We start from the raw sequence: 22,105 nt of genomic DNA on the forward strand, positions 1-22,105 counted from the left end.
TTTCTCCTAGCTATTCCTGATCCGCTGTGATCGGGTGCGGGTGGGCTTCCCAGAAGGAGGGCCACCCGCACCCGACCGGCAGTCTTCATCGGATAGGTGCGTTCCATGGTCCGGTTCATTACCCGCCGCGTGCTCGTCGGCGTCGCGACGATCATCGCGATCAGCATCATCGTCTTCGGGCTGTTCTTCGCCGTGCCGTCGTCGCCGGCGAAGGTCATGTGCGGGAAGAACTGCGACCCGGCCAGCATCGCCGCAGTGGAGACCCGCCTCGGCCTGCGTGAGCCGATCGTCGAGCAGTACACCGGCTTCATGAAAGGCGTCTTCGTCGGCCGGACGTACGCCGAGGGCACCGCCTTCGAGCAGCGCTGCGACGCGCCCTGCCTGGGCTACTCCTTCCGTAACAACGAGCCCGTCACCGCGATCCTCAGCCGGACGCTGCCCGTCACCGTGAGCATCGTCGCCGGCGCCGCGGTCCTCTGGCTGCTGATCGGTGTCTCGCTAGGCATGGTCTCGGCACTTCGAAGAGGCACCCTGTTCGACAAGGTCGCGATCGGCATCTCGCTGACCGGCGCGTCGATGCAGGTCTTCTTCTTCGGCCTGATCCTGCTCTACGGCACCGTGTACGCCACCGGCCTGCTGCCATTCCCGTCTTACACCCCGATCACCGAGAATCCGCTGAAATGGGCGACCGGCCTGATCCTGCCCTGGGTCACGCTCGGCTTCCTCAACTCGGCGATCTACGCCCGGCTGTCGCGCGCACAGATGCTCGAGACTCTCTCCGAGGACTACGTGCGCACCGCCCGGGCCAAGGGCCTGCCGCTCAGCCGCGTCTACACCAAGCACGCGCTGCGCGCCGCGATCACGCCGATCGTGACGATCGCCGGCCTCGACATCGGTGCGTCGCTGGGTGGCACCTTCATCACCGAGACCATCTTCGGCCTGCGCGGTCTCGGCAAGGAGACCGTCGAGGCGGTCAACTTCCTGAACTTGCCGATCGTCGTCGCTACGGTCCTGCTGGCGGCGGTGTTCATCGTCATCGCCAACCTGATCGTCGACTTGCTGTACGCCGTGATCGACCCACGGGTCCGGCTGAGCTGAAGCGCGAGGGAGAACAACAGTGACTGCACCAGCCTCGGCGCCGAACAGCCCGACGACCACCGACAAGGATCCGTACCTGCGGGTCAACGACCTGCGCGTGCAGTTCCCGACCGAAGACGGCGTCGTCAAGGCCGTCGACGGGGTGTCCTTCTCGGTCGAGCGCGGCAAGACCCTGGGCATCGTCGGCGAGTCCGGATCCGGCAAGAGCGTCACCTCACTGACCATCATGGGTCTGCACAACACGAAGCGCGCCCGCATCTCCGGTGAGATCCTGGTCGGCGGCCGCAACGTGGTCGGCATGTCCGAGGAGCAGACCCGCCGCCTGCGTGGCCGCGACATGGCCATGATCTTCCAGGACCCGCTGTCCGCGCTGCACCCCTATTACAAGGTGGGCTCGCAGATCGCCGAGGCATACAAGGTCCACCACCCCAAGGCGTCGAGGGCCGAGTCGAAGAAGCGCGCGGTCGACATGCTCGGCCGGGTCGGCATCCCGCAGCCGGCGCGCCGGGCCGACTCGTACCCCCACGAGTTCTCGGGCGGCATGCGGCAGCGCGCCATGATCGCGATGGCCCTGGTCAACGACCCTGACCTGCTGATCGCCGACGAGCCGACCACCGCGCTCGACGTGACCGTGCAGGCGCAGATCCTCGACCTGCTCGAGGACCTCCAGCGCGAGTTCAACTCCGCGATCATCATGATCACGCACGACCTCGGCGTGGTCGCCCAGGTCGCCGACGAGGTGCTCGTCATGTACGGCGGCCGGGCCGTCGAGTTCGGCACCGTCGAGCAGGTCATGCGCCGGCCGCAGCACCCCTACACCTGGGGTCTGCTGGCCAGCGTGCCGTCCCTGCACGGCGACTCCGACGCCGACCTGGTGCCGATCAAGGGCAACCCGCCGTCGCTGATCAACCTGCCGACCGGCTGCGCCTTCCACCCGCGTTGCCGCTACGCCGGCCGCAACGGCGACCGGTCGCTCACCGAGGTGCCCGAGCTTCACCAGGTCCACGAACGGGGTCACCTGGTCGCCTGTCATCTGTCCGAGGCGGACCGCACGAAGTTCTACGCCGAGGACATCGCACCGTCCGCTGGAGTCGCGCAATGACCGAGACCCTGGTCCAGGAGCCCGGCACGGAGCCGGTCAAGCCGTCCCGCCCGTCCGGCGAGCCGCTGCTGGTGGTCGACAACCTGACCAAGCACTTCCCGGTGCGGTCCGGCCTGTTCGGCAAGACCGGCCTGGTGCGCGCCGTCGACGGGGTCAGCTTCTCCGTCGCGCCGGGCGAGACGCTCGGCCTCGTCGGCGAGTCCGGCTGTGGCAAGACCACCACCGGCCGCATGCTGGTGCGCCTGCTGGAGCCCACCTCGGGGAAGATCACCTTCGAGGGCAAGGACATCAGCCACGCCAAGGGCGGTGGCCTGCGTCAGCTCCGCCAGGACATGCAGATCATCTTCCAGGACCCGTACGCGTCGCTGAACCCGCGGCACACGGTGGGCCGGATCGTGGCCATGCCGTTGCAGGTCAACGGGATCAACCCGCCCGGCGGCGTGAAGAAGCGCGTCCAGGAGCTGCTCGAGCTGGTCGGCCTCAACCCGGAGCACTACAACCGCTACCCGCACGAGTTCTCCGGCGGCCAGCGCCAGCGCATCGGCGTTGCCCGCGCGCTGGCCCTGAAGCCGAAGATCATCGTCGCTGACGAGCCGGTCTCGGCGCTCGACGTGTCGATCCAGGCGCAGGTCATCAACCTGCTGCGTGGGCTCCAGCGCGACCTCGACCTGGCGTTCGTCTTCATCGCGCACGACCTGGCCGTGGTCCGGCACTTCTGCCAGCGGATCGGCGTCATGTACCTCGGCAAGCTCGTCGAGATCGGCGACCGCAACTCGATCTACGAGCGGCCGGCCCACCCGTACACCCGCGCGCTGCTGTCGGCGGTGCCGGACGTGACCAAGATGGGCGCCTCGGGCCGCATCCGCCTCGAAGGCGACGTGCCGACGCCGCTCAACCCGCCGTCCGGCTGCCGCTTCCGCACCCGTTGCTGGAAGGCACAGGACATCTGCGCGACCGAGGAACCGCCGCTCACGATCAAGCCCAGCGGCACCGTCGCCGCGTGCCACTTCCCGGAAGACGGCACGATCAAGTAACCCCTCGCCGCACGGAAAGAGGCAGGTCGCCGACCTGCCTCTTTCGCGTTCACCGCGCCAGGGCCGCGATCAGCCAGTCGAAGACCGGACCCAGCGGCGGCGTGGCCGGCCAGTCGTTGATCACGCCGATCAGGTGGACGTACCGCTCGGTCCGCGGGTCGTTCGCGGTCCGCAGGCGGGCCAGCAGCCTCGTCCGGTACGCGGCGGAGTCGGTCGTCCCGAAGGTTTCCGCATAGCGGGCGACCACATCGGACAGCACCGCGGCCGCCGCCGGCGCGGTCGGTTGGATGCCCGCCGCGATCGCCGTGGTGACCTGGTCGCGCACCTCGATGGTCAGCTTGTGGTGCAGGCCCATCCGGCCGCCCTCGGCGATCTCGGCCGCCTGGTGCTCGGCCATCCGCCGCACGCTCGCGACGAAGTCCGGGTCACGCACCAGCTCCGCCAGCTCGACCCAGGCGTCGACCTGCTCGGTGGTCGGCTCGTCCGGCAGGTACGGCAACGCCGACCGAAGCCAGGCCACGAAGTCCTGGTTGGCGTCGAGCCCGCCGAAGGCGCGGTCGACGAAGTCGTCGATCAGGCGGTGTCGTTCGGCCTCGGACAGTTGGACGACACGGTGCATGAAAGCCATCTCCTCTGGTGCGGTGTCGCGCCGGGCCACCGCCCGCAGCACGGCCAGGCGCAGGCGCAGGACCCGGATCTGCACGTCGAGCGCGTCGGCGTGCCGGCCCGCGGCCTGCGCCACCGTGAGGTCCTCGGCCAACACCCGCCGGATCGTGGCCAGGTCCAGGCCGAGATCGCGGAGCGTACGGATGAGGTCCAGGCGGGCGACGGCCGCGATGTCGTAGCGGCGGTGGTTGGCGGCGCTGCGATCGGTCGGCGGCAGGAGCCCGGCGTCGGAGTAGAACCGGATCGTGCGCACTGGCAGCCCGGTGCGGCGGGCCAGGTCTCCTATCGAGTACCGCATGCCGACCACCCTCCGACCTCCACCCGCTGGAGATGCAAACGCTATGACCTGAACCACGAGAGCTACCCCTCCGACGACCCGTTTCGTACGGTCGGCGCATGGGGGAACAGATCGATGCGGTGGTCGAGGCTTGGCGGCGGGCGATCGTGCTGTGCACGGAGGCCCTGCCAGGCTCCTTCGAGCGGCTCGGACCGCACGGGACGGCGGAGCTGGTCACCGGCCTGCCGGTGCCGACCATGAACGGCGTGATCCAGATCGGGCCGGCGGTCGACGCCGACGAGGTCGCGGCGTTCGCCGCGTCGCCCCGGCTGGCCGACCTGCCGTGGAGCCTGCAGGTGCGTGACGCCCACGCGGCGGACCGGGTCGCGGCGATCGCGGCGGATCACAAGCTCGACCAGCGCAGTCCGCTGCCGCTCATGGTCAAGGAGCTCACCGACGCCGACGCGACCGCCGACGAGCCCACCGTGCGCCGCGTCTCGGGCGACGACAGCGACCTCTACCGTCGGGCGCTGGCGGCCGGTTTCGGGGCCCCGGAGTTCATCTTCACCGGGTTCAGCGCGCCCGCGCTGCTGGACAACCCGGCCATGGCGCCATACGTCGTCGAGGTGGCCGGTGCGGTGGTCGCCACCTCGTTCGGTGTCCGGGTCGACGACATGATCGGCGTCTACAACATCTCCGTCCCACCGGAGCACCGGCGGCGGGGCTACGGGCGCGTGGCGACGGCGGCCGTGCTCGGCGACGCCTACCGGGACGGCGCGCGGACCGCGTTCCTCAACGCCTCCGTGCTGGGCGAGCCGCTCTACGCCGCGATGGGCTTCCACACCGCCGAGACCTGGACGGTCTTCACCGCCTAGCGTCAGCCGACCCGGCTGCCGATCAGGCCCGACAGCTCCATCGTGGCTTCGTGGCAGGCCGCGGACCAGCGGGTGAACTGCGGGAACCCGTGGGTCAGGTCGGGGTTGTGCACGTACGTCAGGTCGTTGCCGGCCTCCGCCAGCCGCTGTGCGTACGCGTGCCCGACATCGCGCAGCGGGTCGAAACCGTTGGTGACCAGGATCGCCGGTGGCAGGTCGGCGTGCGACTCCGCGTTCATCGGCGTGACGTACGGCTGCCGCCCGTCATCGGTGTTCTTGAGGTAGTTGCGGACCATCTCGTAGATCCCGTTGGTCTCCAGGTAGAGCCCGGCCCGGTTCTCGCTGCCGGCGAGCGTGTCACCCGGGAAGGCTGCCTCGGGGAAGAGCGGCACCTGCAGCGCGAGCCGTGGCCCGCGCTCGTCGCGCAGCTTCAGCGCCACCACGCAGGTCATGTTGCCGCCGGCCGAGTCGCCGCCGAGGGCGATCCGGCCCGGGTCGACGCCCTGGTCGTCGGCGTTGTCGAACAGCCAGCGCACGAAGTACTCGATCTCGTCGATCTGCACCGGGAACTTAGCCTCGGGCGCGAGCTGGTAGTCGATCGTGTAGGTGGCGATGCCGGCCCGCTCGGCGATCAGCCGCATCGGCACCTCGAACTCGTCGAGCGTGCCGTAGCTGAACCCGCCGCCGTGCACGTACACCAGCGCGCCGGACGGGGCTCGTGGCGGGCGGGCCGGCGTGTGCCGACGCACCGTCAGCGAACCGTGCGGGCCGGGCAGCACGAGCGTGTCGACCGCGCCGATGTCCGGCCACGGCCCCGCGCCGAGCATCTCGTGGTCGCGTCGGCCCTGCGCGATCGACACGTCCGCGCCCAGAGTGGGTCCGTGCGGCAGCCACTGCGCCAACTCCGGGTCGAGCGTGCCCCGGCCTACCGACGCGGGAATGGTGGTCCGGTCGTAGATGGGCATAGACCCATGCTGCGCCGGGTACGCGTCGCGGCGCGGGCGTTCGCCGGTTCTACAGCGCTCCGCGGCCCGCGCGCAGGATCAGCAGCGCGAGTTGGGTGCCGTCCGCTCCCAACTCGGTGCGGAACTTCTCCAGGATCTCCCGCTCACGGGACAGCACGAGGCGGGTGCCACCCGAGGCGACCCGGGTCGCACCGACCTGCTGAGACAGGTTCGCGCGCTCCTGCCACAGCTCGATCAGCGCGGTGTCGATCGCGTCGATCCGCTCGCGCATCGCGCGGATGCGCTGTGCGGCGGCTTCGTCTTCCGTGCCGGTGGTCGGCTGGGCGACGGCGTTGGTGCTCATGTCGTGCTCCTCGGGGGCCATCTCGGTTCTCTTTTGGCTGGTGGGCGCCGGTCGGACCCCGGAGGCAGAAAAGCCCCGGGCTCCAGGAGCCCGGGGCTTTTCGCAGGTCTTGTGCTCAGGCGCGACCTACAGCTGCCGGACTCCCGGTGCCGTAGTAAAAGTAAAATCGCGGACGCTGGATCACGTTGGCAAGTATGCCCGCGGCTCCCAAACCGGCGCAAGAGCCACCGGGGTGTGGCGCCCGACCCATCCCGACCAGCGGGACAGAACGGGCGCCCACCGCCGGATCAGCCGAGCCGGGTGATGCGGTTGGCCGGTCCCGGTGCCACCGGTGCGTTCGCACCGAGGTACCCGACCAGCGCGTCGACGTCGAAACCGGGCGCCGTGGTGCGGTTGGTGCCCGCGGTCAGGTTGGTGAAGCCGTCGCCACCGTTGGCCAGGAAGTCGTTGGTCGTGAGCCGGTAGGTGGCGGCCGGGTCGATCGGGGTGCCGTTCAGCGCCAGGGCGCTGACCCGCGAACCCGCCGGCAGCGTGGTGTTGTAGGTGTACGTGAACCCGGCCGAGACCTGGAGCACGCGCTGGACGGTCTGCCCGCCGAAGCCGACGAACTGCTGCTCCAGCACGTTCTTGATCTGGGCGCCCGTCACCGTCTGGGTGACCACCAGGTTGTTGAACGGCTGCACGGTGAACGCCTCGCCGTAGGTCACCTGGCCGGGCGCCTCGCCGCCGGGGGAGTTGGCGTACGAGAACGAGGCCCGGATGCCGCCGGGGTTCATGAAGGCGATCTGGGCGCCGTCGGCCTGCGTCCAGGCGAGCTGCGCGTCGGCGATCACGTCACCGAGCGGGCTCTCCTGGTTGGGCTGGTTGTCGCGGACGATGTCAGCGGTGATCGCGCCGACCACCCGGTTGGAGATCGGGGCGACCGCGGTGCGGTACTTGTCGGCCAGCCGCTTCGCCGCCGCGTCGACCAGCGCCGGGTTGCGTACGAAGGTGCCGTCGGGGTTGGTCTGGAAGGTGCCGTCCGCGTTGCGGACGCCGTTCTCGGCGATCACGTTGCGCGCGGTGATCGAGGCGAACTTGCCCGTCTTCTTGTCGAGCGAGTAGTCGATGTCGGTGACGAGCTGGCCGTTGGTGCCGGCGCTGGTGACCACGACGTTGTTGCCCGCCGAGTTGGGCAGCGAGCACGAGTAGAAGCGGTGGGTGTGACCGGAGACGACGATGCCGTACTCCGGGCGCAGGCCCTTCACGATGTCGACGATCGGCCCGGCGAAGTTGTTGCAGCCGTCGACCGGCTGCGGGGTGCCGGACTGCGCCCCGCCCTCGTGCAGCAGCAGCACCATCGACTTGACGCCCAGCAGGCGCAGCAGCGTGGCGTACTTGTTGGCGGTCTCGATCTCGTCCTTGAAGTTGACGTCCTGGATCCCGGCGGGGTTGACGATGCTCGGGGTGCCCTCGAGGGTCATGCCCACGAAGCCGACCGGCACGCCGTCGACGATCCGGATGTTGAACGGCAGCAGCAGCGGCAGACCGAGGCGCTTGGTCACCACGTTGGCGGCGAGGTACGTGAAGTCGGCGCCGCGGAACGGGTCACCGTCCTGGCAGCCGTCGACCGGGTGGCAGCCGCCGTACTGGAGGCGCTTGAGCTCGTCGGTGCCCTCGTCGAACTCGTGGTTGCCGACCGACGTGATCTCCATGCCCATCACGTTGAGCATCTCGATCGTCGGCTCGTCGTGGAACGCGGCGCTGACCAGCGGCGTTGCGCCGACCATGTCACCGGCGCCGACGGTGGTGCTGAGGCGGCCCTCGCTCTTGGCCTCGGCGCGCAGCCTCTTGACCGCGGTGGTCAGGTATTCGGAACCGCCGGCCGGGACTCCCGCGACGACCGCGCCGGAGCCGACCGGCGGGTCGATGGAGCCGTGGAAGTCGTTGAACCCGAGCAGGTTGCCCTGGGCCAGCTTGGCACCGTGCGATTGCCCAAAGGTGACCGAGACCGGCGTCAGCGCGGGTGCCGCGGACGCGGGGGACGGGCCGGCCCCGGGCAGGGCGACGATCACCCCGAGGGTGATGGCCGGTGCCGCGAGGTAGCGCAGCCACCGGCTAGGTCGACTCGTGATCGGCATGTCACATCCTGTGTGATCGATTGGGGCGTCACCCGGACGGGGAGACGCGACAAAGGTCATCGTTCTCTTTCGGGCGACAAGACACCAGGGCCGCATTGATGACATGAGGGTGTCGGATAGGGGTGCGAGCGGGCCGTTCGGACGCAGCGCCGCCTCCGGAAGTTGTCAGGCGGTCGGAATAGACTTCGCGGTGCGATGCGTGCTCTCTTCGAACTCCCCAGCCCTGACGGCCAGCCCGCCGTGCTCGCCTCCGACGCCGACAGCCGGCCCAGGCGGCCCCAACTCGACCCCGAAGCGTTGGTGGCCGGCCTCAACGGCCCACAGCGCGACGCGGTGACCCATGCGGGCTCACCGCTGCTGATCGTGGCCGGCGCCGGCTCCGGCAAGACGCGGGTGCTGACCCACCGCATCGCCTACCTGCTGGCGGCTCGCGACGTGCACCCCGGCCAGGTCATCGCGATCACCTTCACCAACAAGGCCGCCGGCGAGATGAAGGAGCGGGTGGCCGCGCTGGTCGGCAACCGCGCCCGGCTGATGTGGGTGTCGACCTTCCACTCCGCCTGCGTACGCATCCTGCGCGCCGAGCACGACCACGCCGGCCTCAAGTCGACGTTCTCGATCTACGACGCCGACGACTCACGCCGGCTGATGCAGCTCGTCGCCCGCGAGCTCGACCTCGACCCCAAGCGCCACCCGGCCCGCGGCCTGGCCACGCAAGTCTCCAACCTGAAGAACGAGCTGGTCGACCCGGAGACCTTCGCCGCCCGCGCCAAGGGCCCGATGGAGCGCGCCGTCGCCGAGGCCTACACGCTCTACCAGCGCCGCCTCAAAGAGGCACACGCGCTCGACTTCGACGACCTGATCATGACGACGGTGCACCTGTTCCAGTCGCACCCGCACGTCGCCGAGAACTACCGACGGCGCTTCCGGCACGTCCTCGTCGACGAATACCAGGACACCAACCACGCCCAATACCAGCTCATCAAGGAGCTGGTCTCGGGCACCGAGGGCCTGGAGCCCGCCGAGCTCTGCGTCGTCGGCGACGCCGACCAGTCCATCTACGCCTTCCGCGGCGCGACCATCCGCAACATCCTCGAGTTCGAGCGCGACTACAAAGACGCCCGCACGATCATGCTCGAGCAGAACTACCGATCCACCCAGACGATCCTCAACGCCGCCAACGCGGTGATCAGCCGCAACCCGTCGCGCAAGCCCAAGCGCCTGTGGAGTGACCAGGGCGCGGGCGAGAGCATCGTGGGCTACGTCGCCGACACCGAGCACGCCGAGGCCGACTGGGTCGCACGCGAGATCGACCGCCTCACGGACGACACGGACGCCCGCCCCGGCGACGTCGCGGTCTTCTACCGCACCAACGCCCAGTCCCGGGTCTTCGAAGAGGTGTTCATCCGGGTCGGCCTGCCCTACAAGGTGGTCGGCGGCGTCCGCTTCTACGAGCGGCGCGAGGTCCGCGACGCGCTCGCCTACCTGCGCGCCATCGTCAACGACGACGACACGGTCAGCATCCGCCGCATCATGAACACCCCACGCCGAGGCATCGGCGACCGCGCCGAGGGCGCGGTAGAGGCCTTGTCGTCCCGCGACCGCATCTCCTTCGGCGCCGCGATGCGCCGGGCGGCCGACGCACCCGGCATCTCCAGCCGGGCGGTCAACGGCATCGGTGATTTCGTCGCGCTGCTCGAAGGCCTGCGCGAGCTGTCCGAGACCGCGCCCCCCGAAGAGGTGCTGGAAGCGACCCTGACCCGCTCGGGCTACCTGGCCGAGCTGGAGGAGAGCACCGACCCGCAGGACGCCGGCCGTGTCGAAAACCTCCAGGAGCTGGTCTCCGTCGCCCGCGAGTTCACCGAACGGGTGGAAGGCAACGACGAGCAGGCCACCCTGGCCGGGTTCCTGGAGCAGGTCGCCCTGGTCGCCGACGCCGACCAGATCCCTTCAGACGACCCCGACCACCAGGGCGTGGTCACCCTGATGACGCTGCACACGGCCAAGGGCCTGGAGTTCCCGATCGTCTTCCTGACGGGCCTCGAAGACGGCGTCTTCCCGCACATGCGCGCACTCGGCGACAACAACGAGCTGGAAGAGGAACGCCGCCTGGCGTACGTGGGCATCACCCGCGCCCGGCAGCGGCTCTATCTGTCGCGGGCCGTGACCCGGTCGGCGTGGGGCGCGCCTTCCTACAACCCGACCTCGCGCTTCATCGCCGAGCTTCCGGAAGAGCTGGTTCGCTGGGAGCGAACCGAGGGGTCCTATACGTCGTGGTCCGGCACCGGCGGTGGGGTCGGCAACCGCGGTGGCAGCGGTGCCAGCGGCGGGGCCGCACGTGGTGGCGGCTTCTCCGGCGGCACGCCCAAGGCTGCCGCCCTCGCGCAGCGGTTGGGCATCGACGGCAGCAAGCTGTCGACAGCTTCGGAGCTGCGTCAGGCCGCGCCCAAGGTTGCGGTGGGGGATCGGGTCAACCATCAGCGGTATGGGCTCGGGCGGGTGCTGGCCGTTGAGGGTCAGGGTCCTAGCGCGCGGGCTCAGATCGATTTTGGGGATCAGACCATGTGGTTGGTGCTTCGGCATGCGCCGGTGGAGAAGATTTGACTTTGGTTGCGCGCCGTTTGGGTGGAGCTCCTCGTCGGGCTTCGCCTTAGGGCACCAGGATCTCCGGACGGCGACAAGGTCGTTCGTCCGGTTGGGCGCTCCACCTTGTCGCCGTCCGGAGATCCTGGTTCATCGGGCTACGCCCGACGAGGAGCTCCACCCCGTTCCCCCCGGGGGGTGGTTGGGGCGTGGGGTGGTCTTCAGCGCTGGGTTGTCGCGCCGGGGCGCGCGGCGACCAACACGATCCAGAGCGGTCGAGCCGCGCGGGCCGCGACCGGGCCGCTGCACGAAAGGCTCGGGCGCTCGTGCCGGTCACCTCGCAAGCGGCCCGACCACCTCGCCCTCCTGAAGACCTGATGCCCACCCCACCCCCCGACGAGGAGCTCCACCCAAACGGCGCGCAACCAAAGACCCTCGCGCCGCCACCGCGGCGAAAAGGCATTGCGCCAAAGACATTCCAACCAGTCCAATGACGACGGTGACCGTCCTCTTGCGCCCCTACCGCGACACCGAAGACGCACGACCATTCGGCGTAGTAGCAGAAGAGCATGGCGAGATAGTCGGCCGCGGCTGGATGGACTCGTGGGACGAGGCCGACGGCACGCGCCTGCACCTCCTCTCCGGCTGCGTCGACCCGCGCTGGCGCAGGCGGGGAGTGGGCACCGCGATCCTGCGCTGGCTGGAGGAACGCGTCGACCGGACGCCCGGATCCACCTTCGGCGTCAACGTGGCTCCGCACGAAACAGGCAAGCTCGCGATGATCACCGCGCACGGCTACCGACTCGCGTTCACCGTCGTGGAGCTGGCCCGCGACCTCAACAACCTTGAGCCTCACCCGCTCCCGCCCGGGCTCGTCCTGCGGCCGGTCGAACCCGCGCATCACCCCCTGATTTACGCGGCAATCGACGAGTGCTTCGCCGACTCCGGACACGGCCACCAAACACAGACGTACGACGAATACCTTCGCGACGTGCAGGACGTCGAGCTCTGGACCGTGGCCTGGGCCGGCGACTCGGTCGCGGCCGTCGTGGTCAACGAGCGCCAGCCCGACGGCACGGCGAGCACGCCGTGGGTGGCGGTTCGGCCGCCTTGGCGACGTCGTGGGGTCGGGCTCGCGTTGATGAGCCAGACGCTGCGTACCCTCGCCGATTCGGGTGTGACGCGGGCTCGGCTGAGGACCGTCCAGGAGAACCCGCACAACAGCGTGGGGCTCTACGAGCGCGCCGGCTACGCGATCGTCGACCGGCAACCCCGCTACCGCAAGGCTCTTGACTCACCCACCTACCCTGAAGACATGCCGCACCCATAGGGCCGCCGCCTCTACCTCGTCACCCGAGCCGACCTCCCGCCCGGTGACCAGGCCGCCCAACTGGCACACGCCGCGATCGAGTTCACCGCGCGTTGTGGCCGCGCCTCCGACATCGTCGTGCTGCTCGCCGCACCGGACGAGCTTGCCCTGACTCGGCTGTATGCCGACGCGGTCGACGCCGTCGCCGTTCATGAGCCCGACCTCGACGGGGCTCTCACCGCTGTCGCGTTCGAGTCGGCCTCGCGCCGGCTCGTGGCGCACCTTCCTCTGGCATTCGCGGAGGGAGGTGAAAAACCATGACCACGGACCTGCGGGCCCAACTGGTCGAGTTGGCAGCGGAGCGCGACGCGCTCAAGGCGCAACTCGCCGGTGACCTCCCGAAGGCGACCCGCTGGCTGCAGCAGAAGGTCTGGCGGCAGGCCGCCGCCCTTGACCGGCTGAACCAGCGTGTCGTCAACCAGCGGTTCGTCCTGCGCATGCTCGACGAACTCGGTCGGTCGCTGACCGCGGACGAACTCCGTGCAACCTCAGCCGACGCTGCGGCGTCCTAACCCATGGGTGGGCGGTGTAGGCCGCCCACCGCCAAGCCCCAGAGGTCCGACGGACGGGCGGCCGCCTCTAAAGCGGTGATAGCGGGTTCGACTCCTGCCTGGGGCGCACGGAGCCTTCGATAAGGACGACGCACCTCTGCGGGAGCCGAGCTACCTCATCCTCACCTCGTTGGCGGCCGAGCCGAGGCACGGCTACGCCGTGATCGAAGACGTCAAGCAGATCTCGGGCGGCCGGGTCGTGATCGGCGTCGGCACGCTCTACACCGCGATCGACCGGCTGCACGCCGACGGGCTCATCGAGGTCGACCGGGAAGAGGTCGTCGACTCCCGGTTGCGCCGCTACTACCGCCTGACCGGCGACGGTGCGCGGCGGCTGGCGGCCGAGACCAAGCGGTTGACCCGGCACGCCGCCGCGGCGACCGCCCGGCTGAGGGTGCTGGGAGTTGAGCCGGCATGACGGAGCTCGAGGGGCACTACCGCCGCCTGCTCGCGCTCTTCCCGCGCCGGCACCGGCAGGCGTACGAGGCCGAGATGCTGGACGCCCTGCTGGCCGGAGCCCGCCCGGGGCAACGCCGACCGCGCGCCGGCGAGGTCCTCGACCTGGCCCGGGCGGCGCTTACCGCCCACGTCGCGGGCCGGTCGACCTGGTCGGCGGCCGCCGGTGTCGTCGGTGCGATCGGGATGGCCGCCAGCGCGCTGCGTGGGGCCGGCGTCCTACACACGACCCTCGTGCAGCCCGACTGGACCTTCGCCGTGACCGTGCTGGGATGGCTGCTGGCGGCCGCCGGCTCGGTCGCGGGCTGGCGTGTGCTCGCGGTCACCGCCGCCACGGTCGGACTGGTCATGCAGGCCACGTTCAGCTTCCTGGCGTTCGGTGTCGATCACCTGCCGATAGCGGTCGTCGCCGCGCTGCTGACCGCTGGCTGCCTGGCCGTGTGGGCGATCACCGATGGCCCGGTCTTCCGCGGGCGTGCTCTGTGGCCGACCCTCGGAGCCGGCGTGGTCGGCGCGGTGACCGGTTGGATCCCGCGCGCGCCGTTCTCCAACACGATGCCCTGGCTGCCCGTCGAAGGGAACTGGCAGTACGGGGCCGGTGCGCTGGGCATCGCGGCGGTGACGGTCAGCACCGTCCTGCTCACCGTTCTGGCGCTGCCCGGTCCGGTTCGCGGCCGTGTCGTCGTGCTGGCGCTGCCGGTGGTCGGGCTGGCCCTGGTGCACAACGCGGGCCTCTCGTACCCCTCGACCTTCGTGGTGCTTTGTCTCCTGGTCGCGCCGTTCGCCGGGTTGGGGCTCGTGCGAATGAGGTCCCGCGCGACGGCGAACTGACGATGGGCCCGACTCCTTGTGGAGTCGGGCCCATCGTCACCGGGGGGCAAGTAAGCCTTAGCAGCCGACGATCGGCACGCCCTTCTCCTTCAGGAACGGGGCGGGGTCGATCTGGTTCCACATGGCGCCCTGGTGCACCTCGAAGTGCAGGTGGGGGCCGGTGGAGTCGCCGGTGGAGCCTTCGTAGCCGATGATCTGGCCGGCCTTCACCGTCTGGCCCACCTCGACCGCGGTGCGGTTCTGGTGCGCGTAGTGCGTGAAGTAGCCGTCGCCGTGGTCGATGACCACCGAGATGCCGTAGCCGGTGTACGCCCAGCCGGCGGCGATCACGGTGCCCGCCGCTGCGGCGCGCTCAGGCGTGTTCTCCGGCATCGCGAAGTCGATGCCCTGGTGCGGGACACCCCAGCGCATGCCGAAGCAGGAGGTGATCTCAGAGCCCGGCATGGGGGAGGTCCAGCCGGCCTTCGAGATGCTCGGACCGGCGGGCTTGGGCTTCGCGGGGGCCTTGGGGGCGGCCTTCTTCGTAGCCTGGGCCTTCTTGGTCGACTTGGGCTCCTTCACCTCGGCCTTGGGGGTGGCGGCCTCGGTGGTGGGGCTTACGGTCGGAACCGCGATGGGGGAACGCAGCGCGCGGTCGGCGCGGCTGGCGGCGTCGATGCGGGCCTGCTGGTCGGCCACCGCGATGGTGGTCGGTGATGTCGAGTCATCGTTACCCAGAGTAGCGACGGCGCCACCCGCGATGCCGAGGCCGAGCAGGCCGACAGCGGCCAGCGCGGCGACGCGACCGCGCCCGACGAGCGACGAGCGCACGCGGTCGCGGACGCCGAGCGGCGCCTGCGGCGTCGGCTGCTCTGGCCCGTTTTGAGCGTGAAACTCCTGCTCAGGCTGCTGGTCGTACGGGTAGTTCGATTGCACGGGGGTGAACCTCCGCGGTTGAGCGGCACGGACCGGCAAATGGTTGTACGAGCCGTGTTCAACGCGGCGACAGCCATGCGTATGCCGTGGTTATGACCACGCTGAGTGAGGGAGGCTATGTCCCGATCTGGACCGCTACACCCCGTACGCGTTCCGCCTGTGGGAGTGGCCGGGGTCACATTGGCGGCTGTGGCGCAGGAAACTTTGGCGAACAGCGGGCAACGAAAAACCGCCCATCGCGTTGGCGACGGGCGGTTCGACGGACAGTACGGTGCGTGTAGGGCTCGCTACTCAGCCGTAGATTGAGGCGACTTGTAGCTGGATGTCCACTCCACGCTCGCGGAAGAACGGGATCGGGTCCGTAGACTCGCCGTCGACCTGCGTCTCCAGGTGAAGCTGCGATCCATAGGCGTGCCCGGTCGAGCCGACCAGGCCGATCATGTCGCCGGCTTTGACCTCTTGGCCCTTCTTCACGAGGACCTGACGCGCGTGGGCGTAGATGATGTCGGTGCCGTCGCCGTGGTCGATGATCACGGCCATCCCGTATCCACCGATCCAGCCGGCTTCCTTGACGACACCACCGTGCACCGCGGCGAACGGGGTGCCCTCGGGCGCGACCAGGTCGATGCCGGCGTGGAGCTGCTTGCCCTGCACGCCGTACGGGTTGGTGAAGGTGTAGCCGGAGAGCGGGAGCTGCCAGACGTCGGGAGAGTCGGCGAGCGACGTCTCCATCTTGTCGGTGCGCTCGGACCGCGAGGCCTTGCCGGCCTGGTCAGCACGATCTTGGAGGGCGTTGTTGACGGTGGCGCCGTGCAGGTCCGCGAGAACCTGGGGGTCGACGGCCTTGGCGTCCGGCATGGCGCTCGCGCCCATCGCGACAACACCGGCACCGACGAAAGCTCCGGTGACGACGATCGCGTAACGGCTGCGGGGCGGAGTGGGTACGCGCCGGCGACCGCGATAGCGGTCCTTCTCAGACGACAAGCGCTGGCGCACGCACACCCTCCGTTGTCGGAACAGTTGGGCGGAAGCGGCGTTTGTCACGGGGGGTGAACGCCGGTGATCCGCAGTGCCATTCCGGGGGGATCGGTTTGGCAGCCGTGGACACGGTAGCCGTCCCTTAAGCGACTCTCAAGCTGAGCGAGTGTTTCGCGGACATTAAGTCCGACCGTCCGCAGTGGAATGCCTGATTTCGTAACCTTTTGTGGGGAGCCTCGTTAATAGCTCTCCGTAACATCGAGCATTACTTATTGTTATGTGGCACGCCGCACCCGGTGTCGCCCTTAAGGGCGTGATCGGGTTACCGTTCGTTAAGGCAACGTAGCCCCGCTGGAGGACTGATGAGCGCACGGATACGGGTTGTGGTCGCGAAGCCCGGCCTGGACGGGCACGACCGGGGCGCCAAGGTGGTCGCGCGCGCGTTGCGCGACGCGGGCATGGAGGTTGTCTACACCGGGCTGCACCAGACCCCCGAGCAGATCGTCGAGACCGCCATCCAGGAAGACGCCGACGCCGTCGGGCTGTCCGTCCTTTCCGGGGCGCACATGACGCTGTTCAAGCGCGTTCTCGAACTGCTGGAATCCCGCGGCGCCGGCGACATCGTCGTTTTCGGCGGGGGCATCATTCCCGAAGGCGACATTCCCGAATTGCAGCGTATTGGCGTGGCCAAGATCTTCACGCCGGGTGCGACCACCCAGGGCATCGTCGACTGGGTACGCGAAAACGTCGCTCAGCCAGTCGGCTAAAGCGAATTAAGGGGAGAGGCCGGACGCACCCCTCACACGCCCGGCCTCTCTATGCACGATGCCCCGCCGCCACCCCTCGACCGACAGGGCATCGGCCGTTTTTCGTCGGCTTTGTCGCTTGCGTGCCGACACTGAAGTCAACGACGCCCTTATCCGGCGGTTACGCGCCATCTCAGAAATTTCCGGGAAGCCCGATCCTGTGGAGTGCCGCACACCGGTGACCCGGCCGGGTTGCCGACATCGCCACCGTGGATAGGCTCCCCTCAAACACCAGAATGGGCGCGGCGCAAGGGTGCGTCGCGGAGACGAGGACGGGACGCGTAGACGTGGACCTGTACGAGTACCAGGGGCGCGATCTCTTCGAGCGACACGGTCTCCCCGTGCTCGCCGGCGGTGTCGCCGAGACCCCGGAGGAGGCCCGCGCGATCGCGGAGCGCCTCGGCGGCCGTGTGGTCGTGAAGGCCCAGGTCAAGGTCGGTGGCCGCGGTAAGGCCGGCGGCGTGAAGCTGGCCGACGGGCCGGAGGAGACGGTGGCCCGGGCGACCGACATCCTCGGGATGGACATCAAGGGCCACACGGTCCACAAGGTGATGCTCGCCGAGACGGCCGACATCCTCGAGGAGTACTACTTCTCCTACCTGCTCGACCGCGCGAACCGCACGTTCCTGTGCATCGCGAGCGTGGCCGGCGGCATGGACATCGAGCAGGTCGCCGCCGAGACCCCCGAGCGGGTGGCCAAGGTCGCCATCGACGCCAACAAGGGCGTCGACGTCGCGACCGCCAAGGAGATCGTCGCCAAGGCGCAGTTCCCCGCCGAGGTGGCCGACGAGATCATCGAGATCGCGATCAAGCTGTGGCGGGCGTTCGTCGCCGAGGACGCCACGCTGGTCGAGGTCAACCCCCTCGCCAAGGTGGCCAGCGGCCGGGTGCTCCTGCTCGACGCCAAGATCACTCTGGACGAGAACGCCGGCTTCCGGCACCCCGACCACGAGGCTCTGGTCGACCAGAGCGCGGTCGATCCGCTGGAGCAGGCCGCCAAGGCCAAGGACCTCAACTACGTCAAGCTCGACGGCCAGGTCGGCATCATCGGCAACGGCGCGGGCCTGGTCATGTCGACGCTCGACGTGGTCGCGTACGCGGGTGAGCGGCACGGCAACGTCAAGCCGGCCAACTTCCTCGACATCGGCGGCGGCGCGAGCGCGGCCGTGATGGCCAACGGCCTGGAGATCGTGCTCTCCGACCCCAGCGTCAAGAGCGTGTTCGTCAACGTCTTCGGCGGCATCACCGCCTGCGACGAGGTCGCCAACGGCATCATCCAGGCGCTGGCGCTGCTCGAGCAGCGCGGCGAGGCGGTCACCAAGCCGCTGGTCGTCCGCTTGGACGGCAACAACGCTGAGGCCGGCCGGGCGATCCTGGACGGCGCGGCGAACCCGCTCGTCGAGCGGGTGGACACGATGGACGGTGCGGCCGAACGTGCCGCCGAGCTCGCGGCTGCGGGGGTCTGACATGGCAATCTGGCTGACCAAGGACTCGAAGGTCATCGTCCAGGGGATGACCGGCTCCGAGGGTTCCAAGCACACCCGGCGGATGCTGGCGGCGGGCACCCACGTGGTCGGTGGCGTCAACCCGCGCAAGGCAGGCACCACCGTCGACTTCGACGGCACGTCGCTGCCGGTGTTCGCGTCGGTCGCCGACGCGATGAAGGAGACCGGGGCTGACGTCTCCGTCATCTTCGTGCCGCCGCAGTTCACCAAGGCCGCCGTGGTCGAGGCGATCGACGCCGAGATCCCGCTGGCCGTGGTGATCACCGAGGGCGTGCCGGTGCACGACACCGCCGCGTTCTGGGCCTACAACGTCGAGAAGGGTCAGCGGACCCGGATCGTCGGCCCGAACTGCCCGGGCATCGCCTCGCCGGGCGCGTCCAACGCGGGCATCATCCCCGCCGACATCACCCCCGCCGGCCGGATCGGCCTGGTCAGCAAGAGCGGCACGCTGACCTACCAGCTCATGTACGAGCTGCGCGACATCGGCTTCTCGACCAGCGTGGGCATCGGCGGCGACCCGGTGATCGGGACGACCCACATCGACGCGCTGGCCGCGTTCCAGGACGACCCCGACACCGACGCGATCGTCATGATCGGTGAGATCGGTGGCGACGCCGAGGAGCGCGCGGCGGCGTTCATCAAGGAGCACGTGACCAAGCCGGTCGTCGCCTACATCGCCGGCTTCACCGCTCCGCCCGGCAAGACCATGGGCCACGCGGGCGCGATCATCTCGGGTTCGGCCGGCACGGCCGACGCGAAGAAGGTGGCGCTGGAGGCGGCCGGGGTCAAGGTCGGCAAGACGCCGAGCGAGACCGCGCGCCTCATGCGGGAGATCATCCAGAGCCGATAAGGCTTTCGGCGGTACGGGGGACGGCGTTCGCGCCGTCCCCCTTCCGTTTGTCTAGTGGTAGTAGACGCCCGGGTACTGCCGCGTGAAGTTGAGTACCAGGCTGGCCACGATGTTGATCACGCTGAGCGCGATCGCCAGCCAGCCGAGCAGCTGTGACTGGCCGAACCGGCGCGCGTCGCGCAGCGACAGGACGCCGAAGATGATGCCGAGGACGCCGCAGCAGATCAGGCCGATGACGATGCCCAGGATGCCCCAGAACTTGGAGTGGTCCTGCGCGCCCCAGCCAGAGCCGCGCCCCATCGGGAAGCGCCCGCCGGGACCACCTGGGCCGCCCGGTCCGCCCGGCCCTCCTGGCCCGCCCGGTCCGCCGCCGCCTCCGTAGGGGGGCGGTGGGTAGCCTGGCCCCTGTCCGGGCGGCGGGTAGCCGACCGGCGGACCGTAGCCCGGCGGTTCCTGGCCCGGCGGGTAACCGCCCGGCGGCGGCTCCTGCCCGGGCGGCGGGGGATACGAGGGGTAGCTGGCGTCCTGGCCCGGATAGCCGGGGTAGCCCGACGGCGGACCGGACGTCGGCGGCGGGTACGCGCCCGGCGGGTCCGGGTTGGCCCCTGGCGTCACCGGTCCACCCGGCGGGTAGGACGGGCCCGTCGGTGTTCCGGGCGGTCCCCAGGCGGAATCGGGAGGACCCGACGCGGAGCCGGCGCCGCCGGGCGCCGGCGGGCCGGCGGATCGGTGCGGCTCGTCCGGCTCCTGCCCGCGGGGCGGATACTCGGCGGTCATGCGGCGCCTCCCGGTCGTTCGGGACCGAATCAGGTAGTTCGACGTATGTTATCCCCTACTTTACGAAGCTTGTCCGCTTTCGCCGGTTGACGCGATGATCGAGGTCCGTGGTGTCGCGCCTAACCAGTGGGGCCGGCGTGAAAAAGTAGGCGGCGATGCGCAGTCCGACCCCCGACGGCCAATCCCCGGCCGCCGACGACCGACGGGACCCGGCGACGGGCCCCATCCCCGGCATGGGCTCGGACGCCGAGGCGATCGGCCTGGACCTTCCGCGCCACGACGACCCACCGCTGGCCCGCGAGCGCGTCGCAGAGCCAGAACCCGAGCCGGAGCCCGACGACGCGGAGCTTCGCAACCGCCCGACGGAGCGGCTGGATGTGGGCAACCGCCCGACCGTCCGCCTGCCACGCCAGCGCACGGCACCGCCCGCCGGCCGCGCGCCGCTGCTGGTCGCCGGCCCGGTCGCGGCCCTGTTCGCCGCGATGTTCTCGTTCCTGCCGGTGGCCGTCGTGCTCACCCTGGCGCAGCTCACCGAGGGGGCCAACACACTCGGCGGGGCCACCCGGGCCGGGCTGGCCGCCTGGCTGCTCGCACACGGCGTGCCGCTGGGCACCTCGCTGGGCCCGCTCGGCCTGCCCCCGCTCGCCGTCGGCGTCTTCGCGGCCTGGCGGGTCAGCCGGGCGGGCGTGCACACCAGCCGGGCGTACGGCATCGCCCAGCGCGGCTCACCGCTCCAGGCCGCCGCGGTCGCCGGCACCGTCGCACTCGGCTACGGCGTGGTCGGCACCGCCGCCGCCCTGCTGGTCGACCAGCCCGGGCTCGAGACCTCCGCGCTGCGGGCCTTCCTGCACTTCGTCGTCTTCGGCTTCCTGGCCGCGTTGGTCGGCGCGCTGCGGGTGACCGGAGCGCTGCGGGTCATGGCGGTGCGGATGAACCCGGTGCTGCGCGACGGCATCCGCACCGGCGTGGTCGGCGCGGTCCTGGTGCTCGGCACCGGCGCCGCGATGGCCGGCCTCTCGGTCGCGCTCAGCGGTGGTGACGCGGCGGACGTGCTCGGCGCCTATCGCACCGGCGTCGCCGGGCAGGTGGGCATCACGCTGATCTGCCTGGCGTACGCGCCGAACGCCGCGATCTGGGCGGCCGCGTACCTGCTGGGTCCGGGTTTCGCCGTCGGGGTGGACACCGTCGTGCGGACCACCGAGGTCGACGTCGGCACGTTGCTGCCGCTGCCGCTGGCCGCGGGCATCCCCAAAGGACCGGTCGGCGGGCTCGGCGCGCTGCTGCTGGCGGTGCCGGTGCTGGCCGGAATGGTCGCGGGTTGGCTGCTGGCCCGCCGGGTGCTCCGGCTGCGCGCGGGAGACGTGGCCGCTGGGCATCTCGGCGGCCGGCGGGGCTCGTGGGGTTCCCTGGTCGGTGCCGCCGCGCTCGGCGGGCCGATCGCCGGTCTGTTGCTCGGCGCGGCCGCGCTGGTCTCGCGCGGGCCGGTCGGCGGGCCGAGGCTGGCCGAGATGGGCCCGGTGCCGTGGCAGGTCGCATTGGCCGGCGCGGTCGTGGTGACGATCGGCGCCACTGTGGGCGCGGCGGCGACCCGAGCCCTCGCCGGTCCGTAACAACCCCGGCGAGGGTCGGTCAGTCCGTCAGAGGCCGGGCGAGTTGAAGACGTTCAGCAGGCCGAGCACGAGCGACAGCACGGACAGGCCGCCGCCGACGAGGCCACAGATGAAGCCGGCCTTGGCCTGGCCGAGGTTGTTCGCCAGCCCCTGTGCCACCTTCTGCTTGCCCAGGTGGCCGAGCACGGCGGCAGCGGCGCCGGCCACGATGCCGAGCGGCGCGCAGCACACGAGCGGGATCGACGCGATGCCGAGGATCAGCGACACGAGGCCCATCGTGTTGTTCTGCGGTTGGGCCGGCGGGCCGTAACCCTGCGGCGGGTATGGGTTGGTCACGAAGTGTCCTTCCAGGGTGGTTGGCCTGCAAATATTCCTGGAAGATCATCACTGCGTC

21 protein-coding genes are annotated in these 22,105 nt (G+C 70.0%); 13 read left to right on the forward strand and 8 right to left on the reverse strand.

What is annotated here, in order from left to right; translation table 11 throughout:
• Positions 1-105: 105 nt before the first annotated feature.
• Genes BLV39_RS05715 through BLV39_RS05725 form a run of 3 tightly spaced genes read left to right on the forward strand, consistent with a single transcriptional unit; the run spans position 106 to position 3,234 of the window.
• Positions 106-1,098: an ABC transporter permease gene (locus BLV39_RS05715; RefSeq protein WP_090788112.1), complete on the forward strand. Its 993-nt coding sequence runs from the start codon at positions 106-108 to the stop codon at positions 1,096-1,098.
• A 19-nt stretch (positions 1,099-1,117) separates the two neighbouring features.
• Positions 1,118-2,200 carry an ABC transporter ATP-binding protein gene (locus tag BLV39_RS05720; RefSeq protein WP_090788114.1) on the forward strand — a complete coding sequence of 361 codons (1,083 nt, stop codon included), beginning with the start codon at positions 1,118-1,120 and terminating at the stop codon, positions 2,198-2,200.
• A complete protein-coding gene (locus BLV39_RS05725) occupies positions 2,197-3,234 on the forward strand; it encodes an ABC transporter ATP-binding protein (protein WP_090788116.1) in 1,038 nt (345 codons plus the stop codon). Before BLV39_RS05720 ends, BLV39_RS05725 begins: the two co-directional genes overlap by 4 nt.
• 49 nt (positions 3,235-3,283) lie before the next feature.
• Here BLV39_RS05725 and BLV39_RS05730 read toward each other — a convergent pair whose 3' ends face one another.
• Entirely contained in the window at positions 3,284-4,198 is a 915-nt protein-coding gene (locus tag BLV39_RS05730) for a MerR family transcriptional regulator (protein ID WP_090791168.1), read from the reverse strand.
• A 98-nt stretch (positions 4,199-4,296) separates the two neighbouring features.
• On the opposite strand from BLV39_RS05730, the gene BLV39_RS05735 reads away from it, so the two are divergent.
• Positions 4,297-5,052 (forward strand): GNAT family N-acetyltransferase, encoded by a 756-nt coding sequence (locus BLV39_RS05735; protein WP_090788118.1) that lies wholly within the window; start codon positions 4,297-4,299, stop codon positions 5,050-5,052.
• Between the two features lie 2 nt (positions 5,053-5,054).
• Here the strand turns inward: BLV39_RS05735 and BLV39_RS05740 are convergent, their stop codons facing one another.
• The 3 genes from BLV39_RS05740 to BLV39_RS05750 all read right to left on the reverse strand — a co-directional run bounded on the left by BLV39_RS05740 (position 5,055) and on the right by BLV39_RS05750 (position 8,480).
• On the reverse strand, positions 5,055-6,017 hold the full coding sequence (locus BLV39_RS05740) for an alpha/beta hydrolase (protein WP_090788120.1): 963 nt from the start codon (positions 6,015-6,017) through the stop codon (positions 5,055-5,057).
• A gap of 49 nt (positions 6,018-6,066) precedes the next feature.
• Entirely contained in the window at positions 6,067-6,381 is a 315-nt protein-coding gene (locus BLV39_RS05745; RefSeq protein ID WP_373315348.1) for a chorismate mutase, read from the reverse strand.
• A gap of 266 nt (positions 6,382-6,647) precedes the next feature.
• Positions 6,648-8,480, reverse strand: coding sequence for a bifunctional metallophosphatase/5'-nucleotidase (locus tag BLV39_RS05750; protein ID WP_090788122.1), 1,833 nt, complete (start codon positions 8,478-8,480; stop codon positions 6,648-6,650).
• A 195-nt stretch (positions 8,481-8,675) separates the two neighbouring features.
• Between BLV39_RS05750 and pcrA the strand changes: the two genes are divergently transcribed.
• The 5 genes from pcrA (at position 8,676) to BLV39_RS05780 (ending at position 14,270) form a co-directional block, all read left to right on the forward strand.
• Positions 8,676-11,084: a DNA helicase PcrA gene (gene pcrA / locus BLV39_RS05755; protein WP_090788124.1), complete on the forward strand. Its 2,409-nt coding sequence runs from the start codon at positions 8,676-8,678 to the stop codon at positions 11,082-11,084.
• 478 nt (positions 11,085-11,562) lie between these two features.
• Positions 11,563-12,393, forward strand: a complete 831-nt coding sequence (locus tag BLV39_RS05760; RefSeq protein WP_176984778.1) for a GNAT family N-acetyltransferase — start codon at positions 11,563-11,565, stop codon at positions 12,391-12,393.
• A gap of 296 nt (positions 12,394-12,689) precedes the next feature.
• Positions 12,690-12,944 (forward strand): hypothetical protein, encoded by a 255-nt coding sequence (locus BLV39_RS05770; RefSeq protein ID WP_090788130.1) that lies wholly within the window; start codon positions 12,690-12,692, stop codon positions 12,942-12,944.
• 169 nt (positions 12,945-13,113) lie between these two features.
• Complete coding sequence (locus BLV39_RS05775) at positions 13,114-13,401, forward strand: PadR family transcriptional regulator (protein WP_239083728.1); 288 nt, start codon at positions 13,114-13,116, stop codon at positions 13,399-13,401.
• Entirely contained in the window at positions 13,398-14,270 is an 873-nt protein-coding gene (locus BLV39_RS05780; protein WP_090788134.1) for a hypothetical protein, read from the forward strand. Before BLV39_RS05775 ends, BLV39_RS05780 begins: the two co-directional genes overlap by 4 nt.
• A 57-nt stretch (positions 14,271-14,327) precedes the next feature.
• On the opposite strand, the gene BLV39_RS05785 is transcribed toward BLV39_RS05780, so the two are convergent.
• Positions 14,328-15,185 (reverse strand): M23 family metallopeptidase, encoded by an 858-nt coding sequence (locus tag BLV39_RS05785; protein ID WP_239083729.1) that lies wholly within the window; start codon positions 15,183-15,185, stop codon positions 14,328-14,330.
• A gap of 291 nt (positions 15,186-15,476) precedes the next feature.
• The gene (locus tag BLV39_RS05790) at positions 15,477-16,181 is read right to left on the reverse strand and encodes a M23 family metallopeptidase (protein ID WP_090788136.1); all 705 of its coding nucleotides are present in this window, start codon (positions 16,179-16,181) and stop codon (positions 15,477-15,479) included.
• 344 nt (positions 16,182-16,525) lie between these two features.
• Here BLV39_RS05790 and icmB point away from each other — a divergent pair, with 344 nt between their 5' ends.
• From icmB to sucD, 3 genes are all read left to right on the forward strand, one after another.
• The gene (icmB, locus tag BLV39_RS05795; RefSeq protein ID WP_089246086.1) at positions 16,526-16,930 is read left to right on the forward strand and encodes a coenzyme B12-dependent isobutyryl CoA mutase small subunit; all 405 of its coding nucleotides are present in this window, start codon (positions 16,526-16,528) and stop codon (positions 16,928-16,930) included.
• Positions 16,931-17,256: 326 nt separating this feature from the next.
• Positions 17,257-18,435 (forward strand): ADP-forming succinate--CoA ligase subunit beta, encoded by a 1,179-nt coding sequence (sucC, locus tag BLV39_RS05800; RefSeq protein WP_090788138.1) that lies wholly within the window; start codon positions 17,257-17,259, stop codon positions 18,433-18,435.
• Between the two features lies 1 nt (position 18,436).
• Positions 18,437-19,324 (forward strand): succinate--CoA ligase subunit alpha, encoded by an 888-nt coding sequence (gene sucD, locus BLV39_RS05805; protein ID WP_090791174.1) that lies wholly within the window; start codon positions 18,437-18,439, stop codon positions 19,322-19,324.
• 51 nt (positions 19,325-19,375) lie between these two features.
• On the opposite strand, the gene BLV39_RS44965 is transcribed toward sucD, so the two are convergent.
• Positions 19,376-19,624 (reverse strand): hypothetical protein, encoded by a 249-nt coding sequence (locus BLV39_RS44965; protein ID WP_089245068.1) that lies wholly within the window; start codon positions 19,622-19,624, stop codon positions 19,376-19,378.
• A 632-nt stretch (positions 19,625-20,256) separates the two neighbouring features.
• Between BLV39_RS44965 and BLV39_RS05815 the strand changes: the two genes are divergently transcribed.
• Positions 20,257-21,711: a cell division protein PerM gene (locus tag BLV39_RS05815; RefSeq protein WP_176984779.1), complete on the forward strand. Its 1,455-nt coding sequence runs from the start codon at positions 20,257-20,259 to the stop codon at positions 21,709-21,711.
• A 27-nt stretch (positions 21,712-21,738) separates the two neighbouring features.
• Here BLV39_RS05815 and BLV39_RS05820 read toward each other — a convergent pair whose 3' ends face one another.
• A complete protein-coding gene (locus BLV39_RS05820) occupies positions 21,739-22,047 on the reverse strand; it encodes a hypothetical protein (RefSeq protein ID WP_090788139.1) in 309 nt (102 codons plus the stop codon).
• Between the last annotated feature and the right edge of the window lie 58 nt (positions 22,048-22,105).

This window comes from Asanoa ishikariensis, from assembly GCF_900107455.1.
In the GTDB taxonomy this organism is placed as follows: domain Bacteria; phylum Actinomycetota; class Actinomycetes; order Mycobacteriales; family Micromonosporaceae; genus Asanoa; species Asanoa ishikariensis.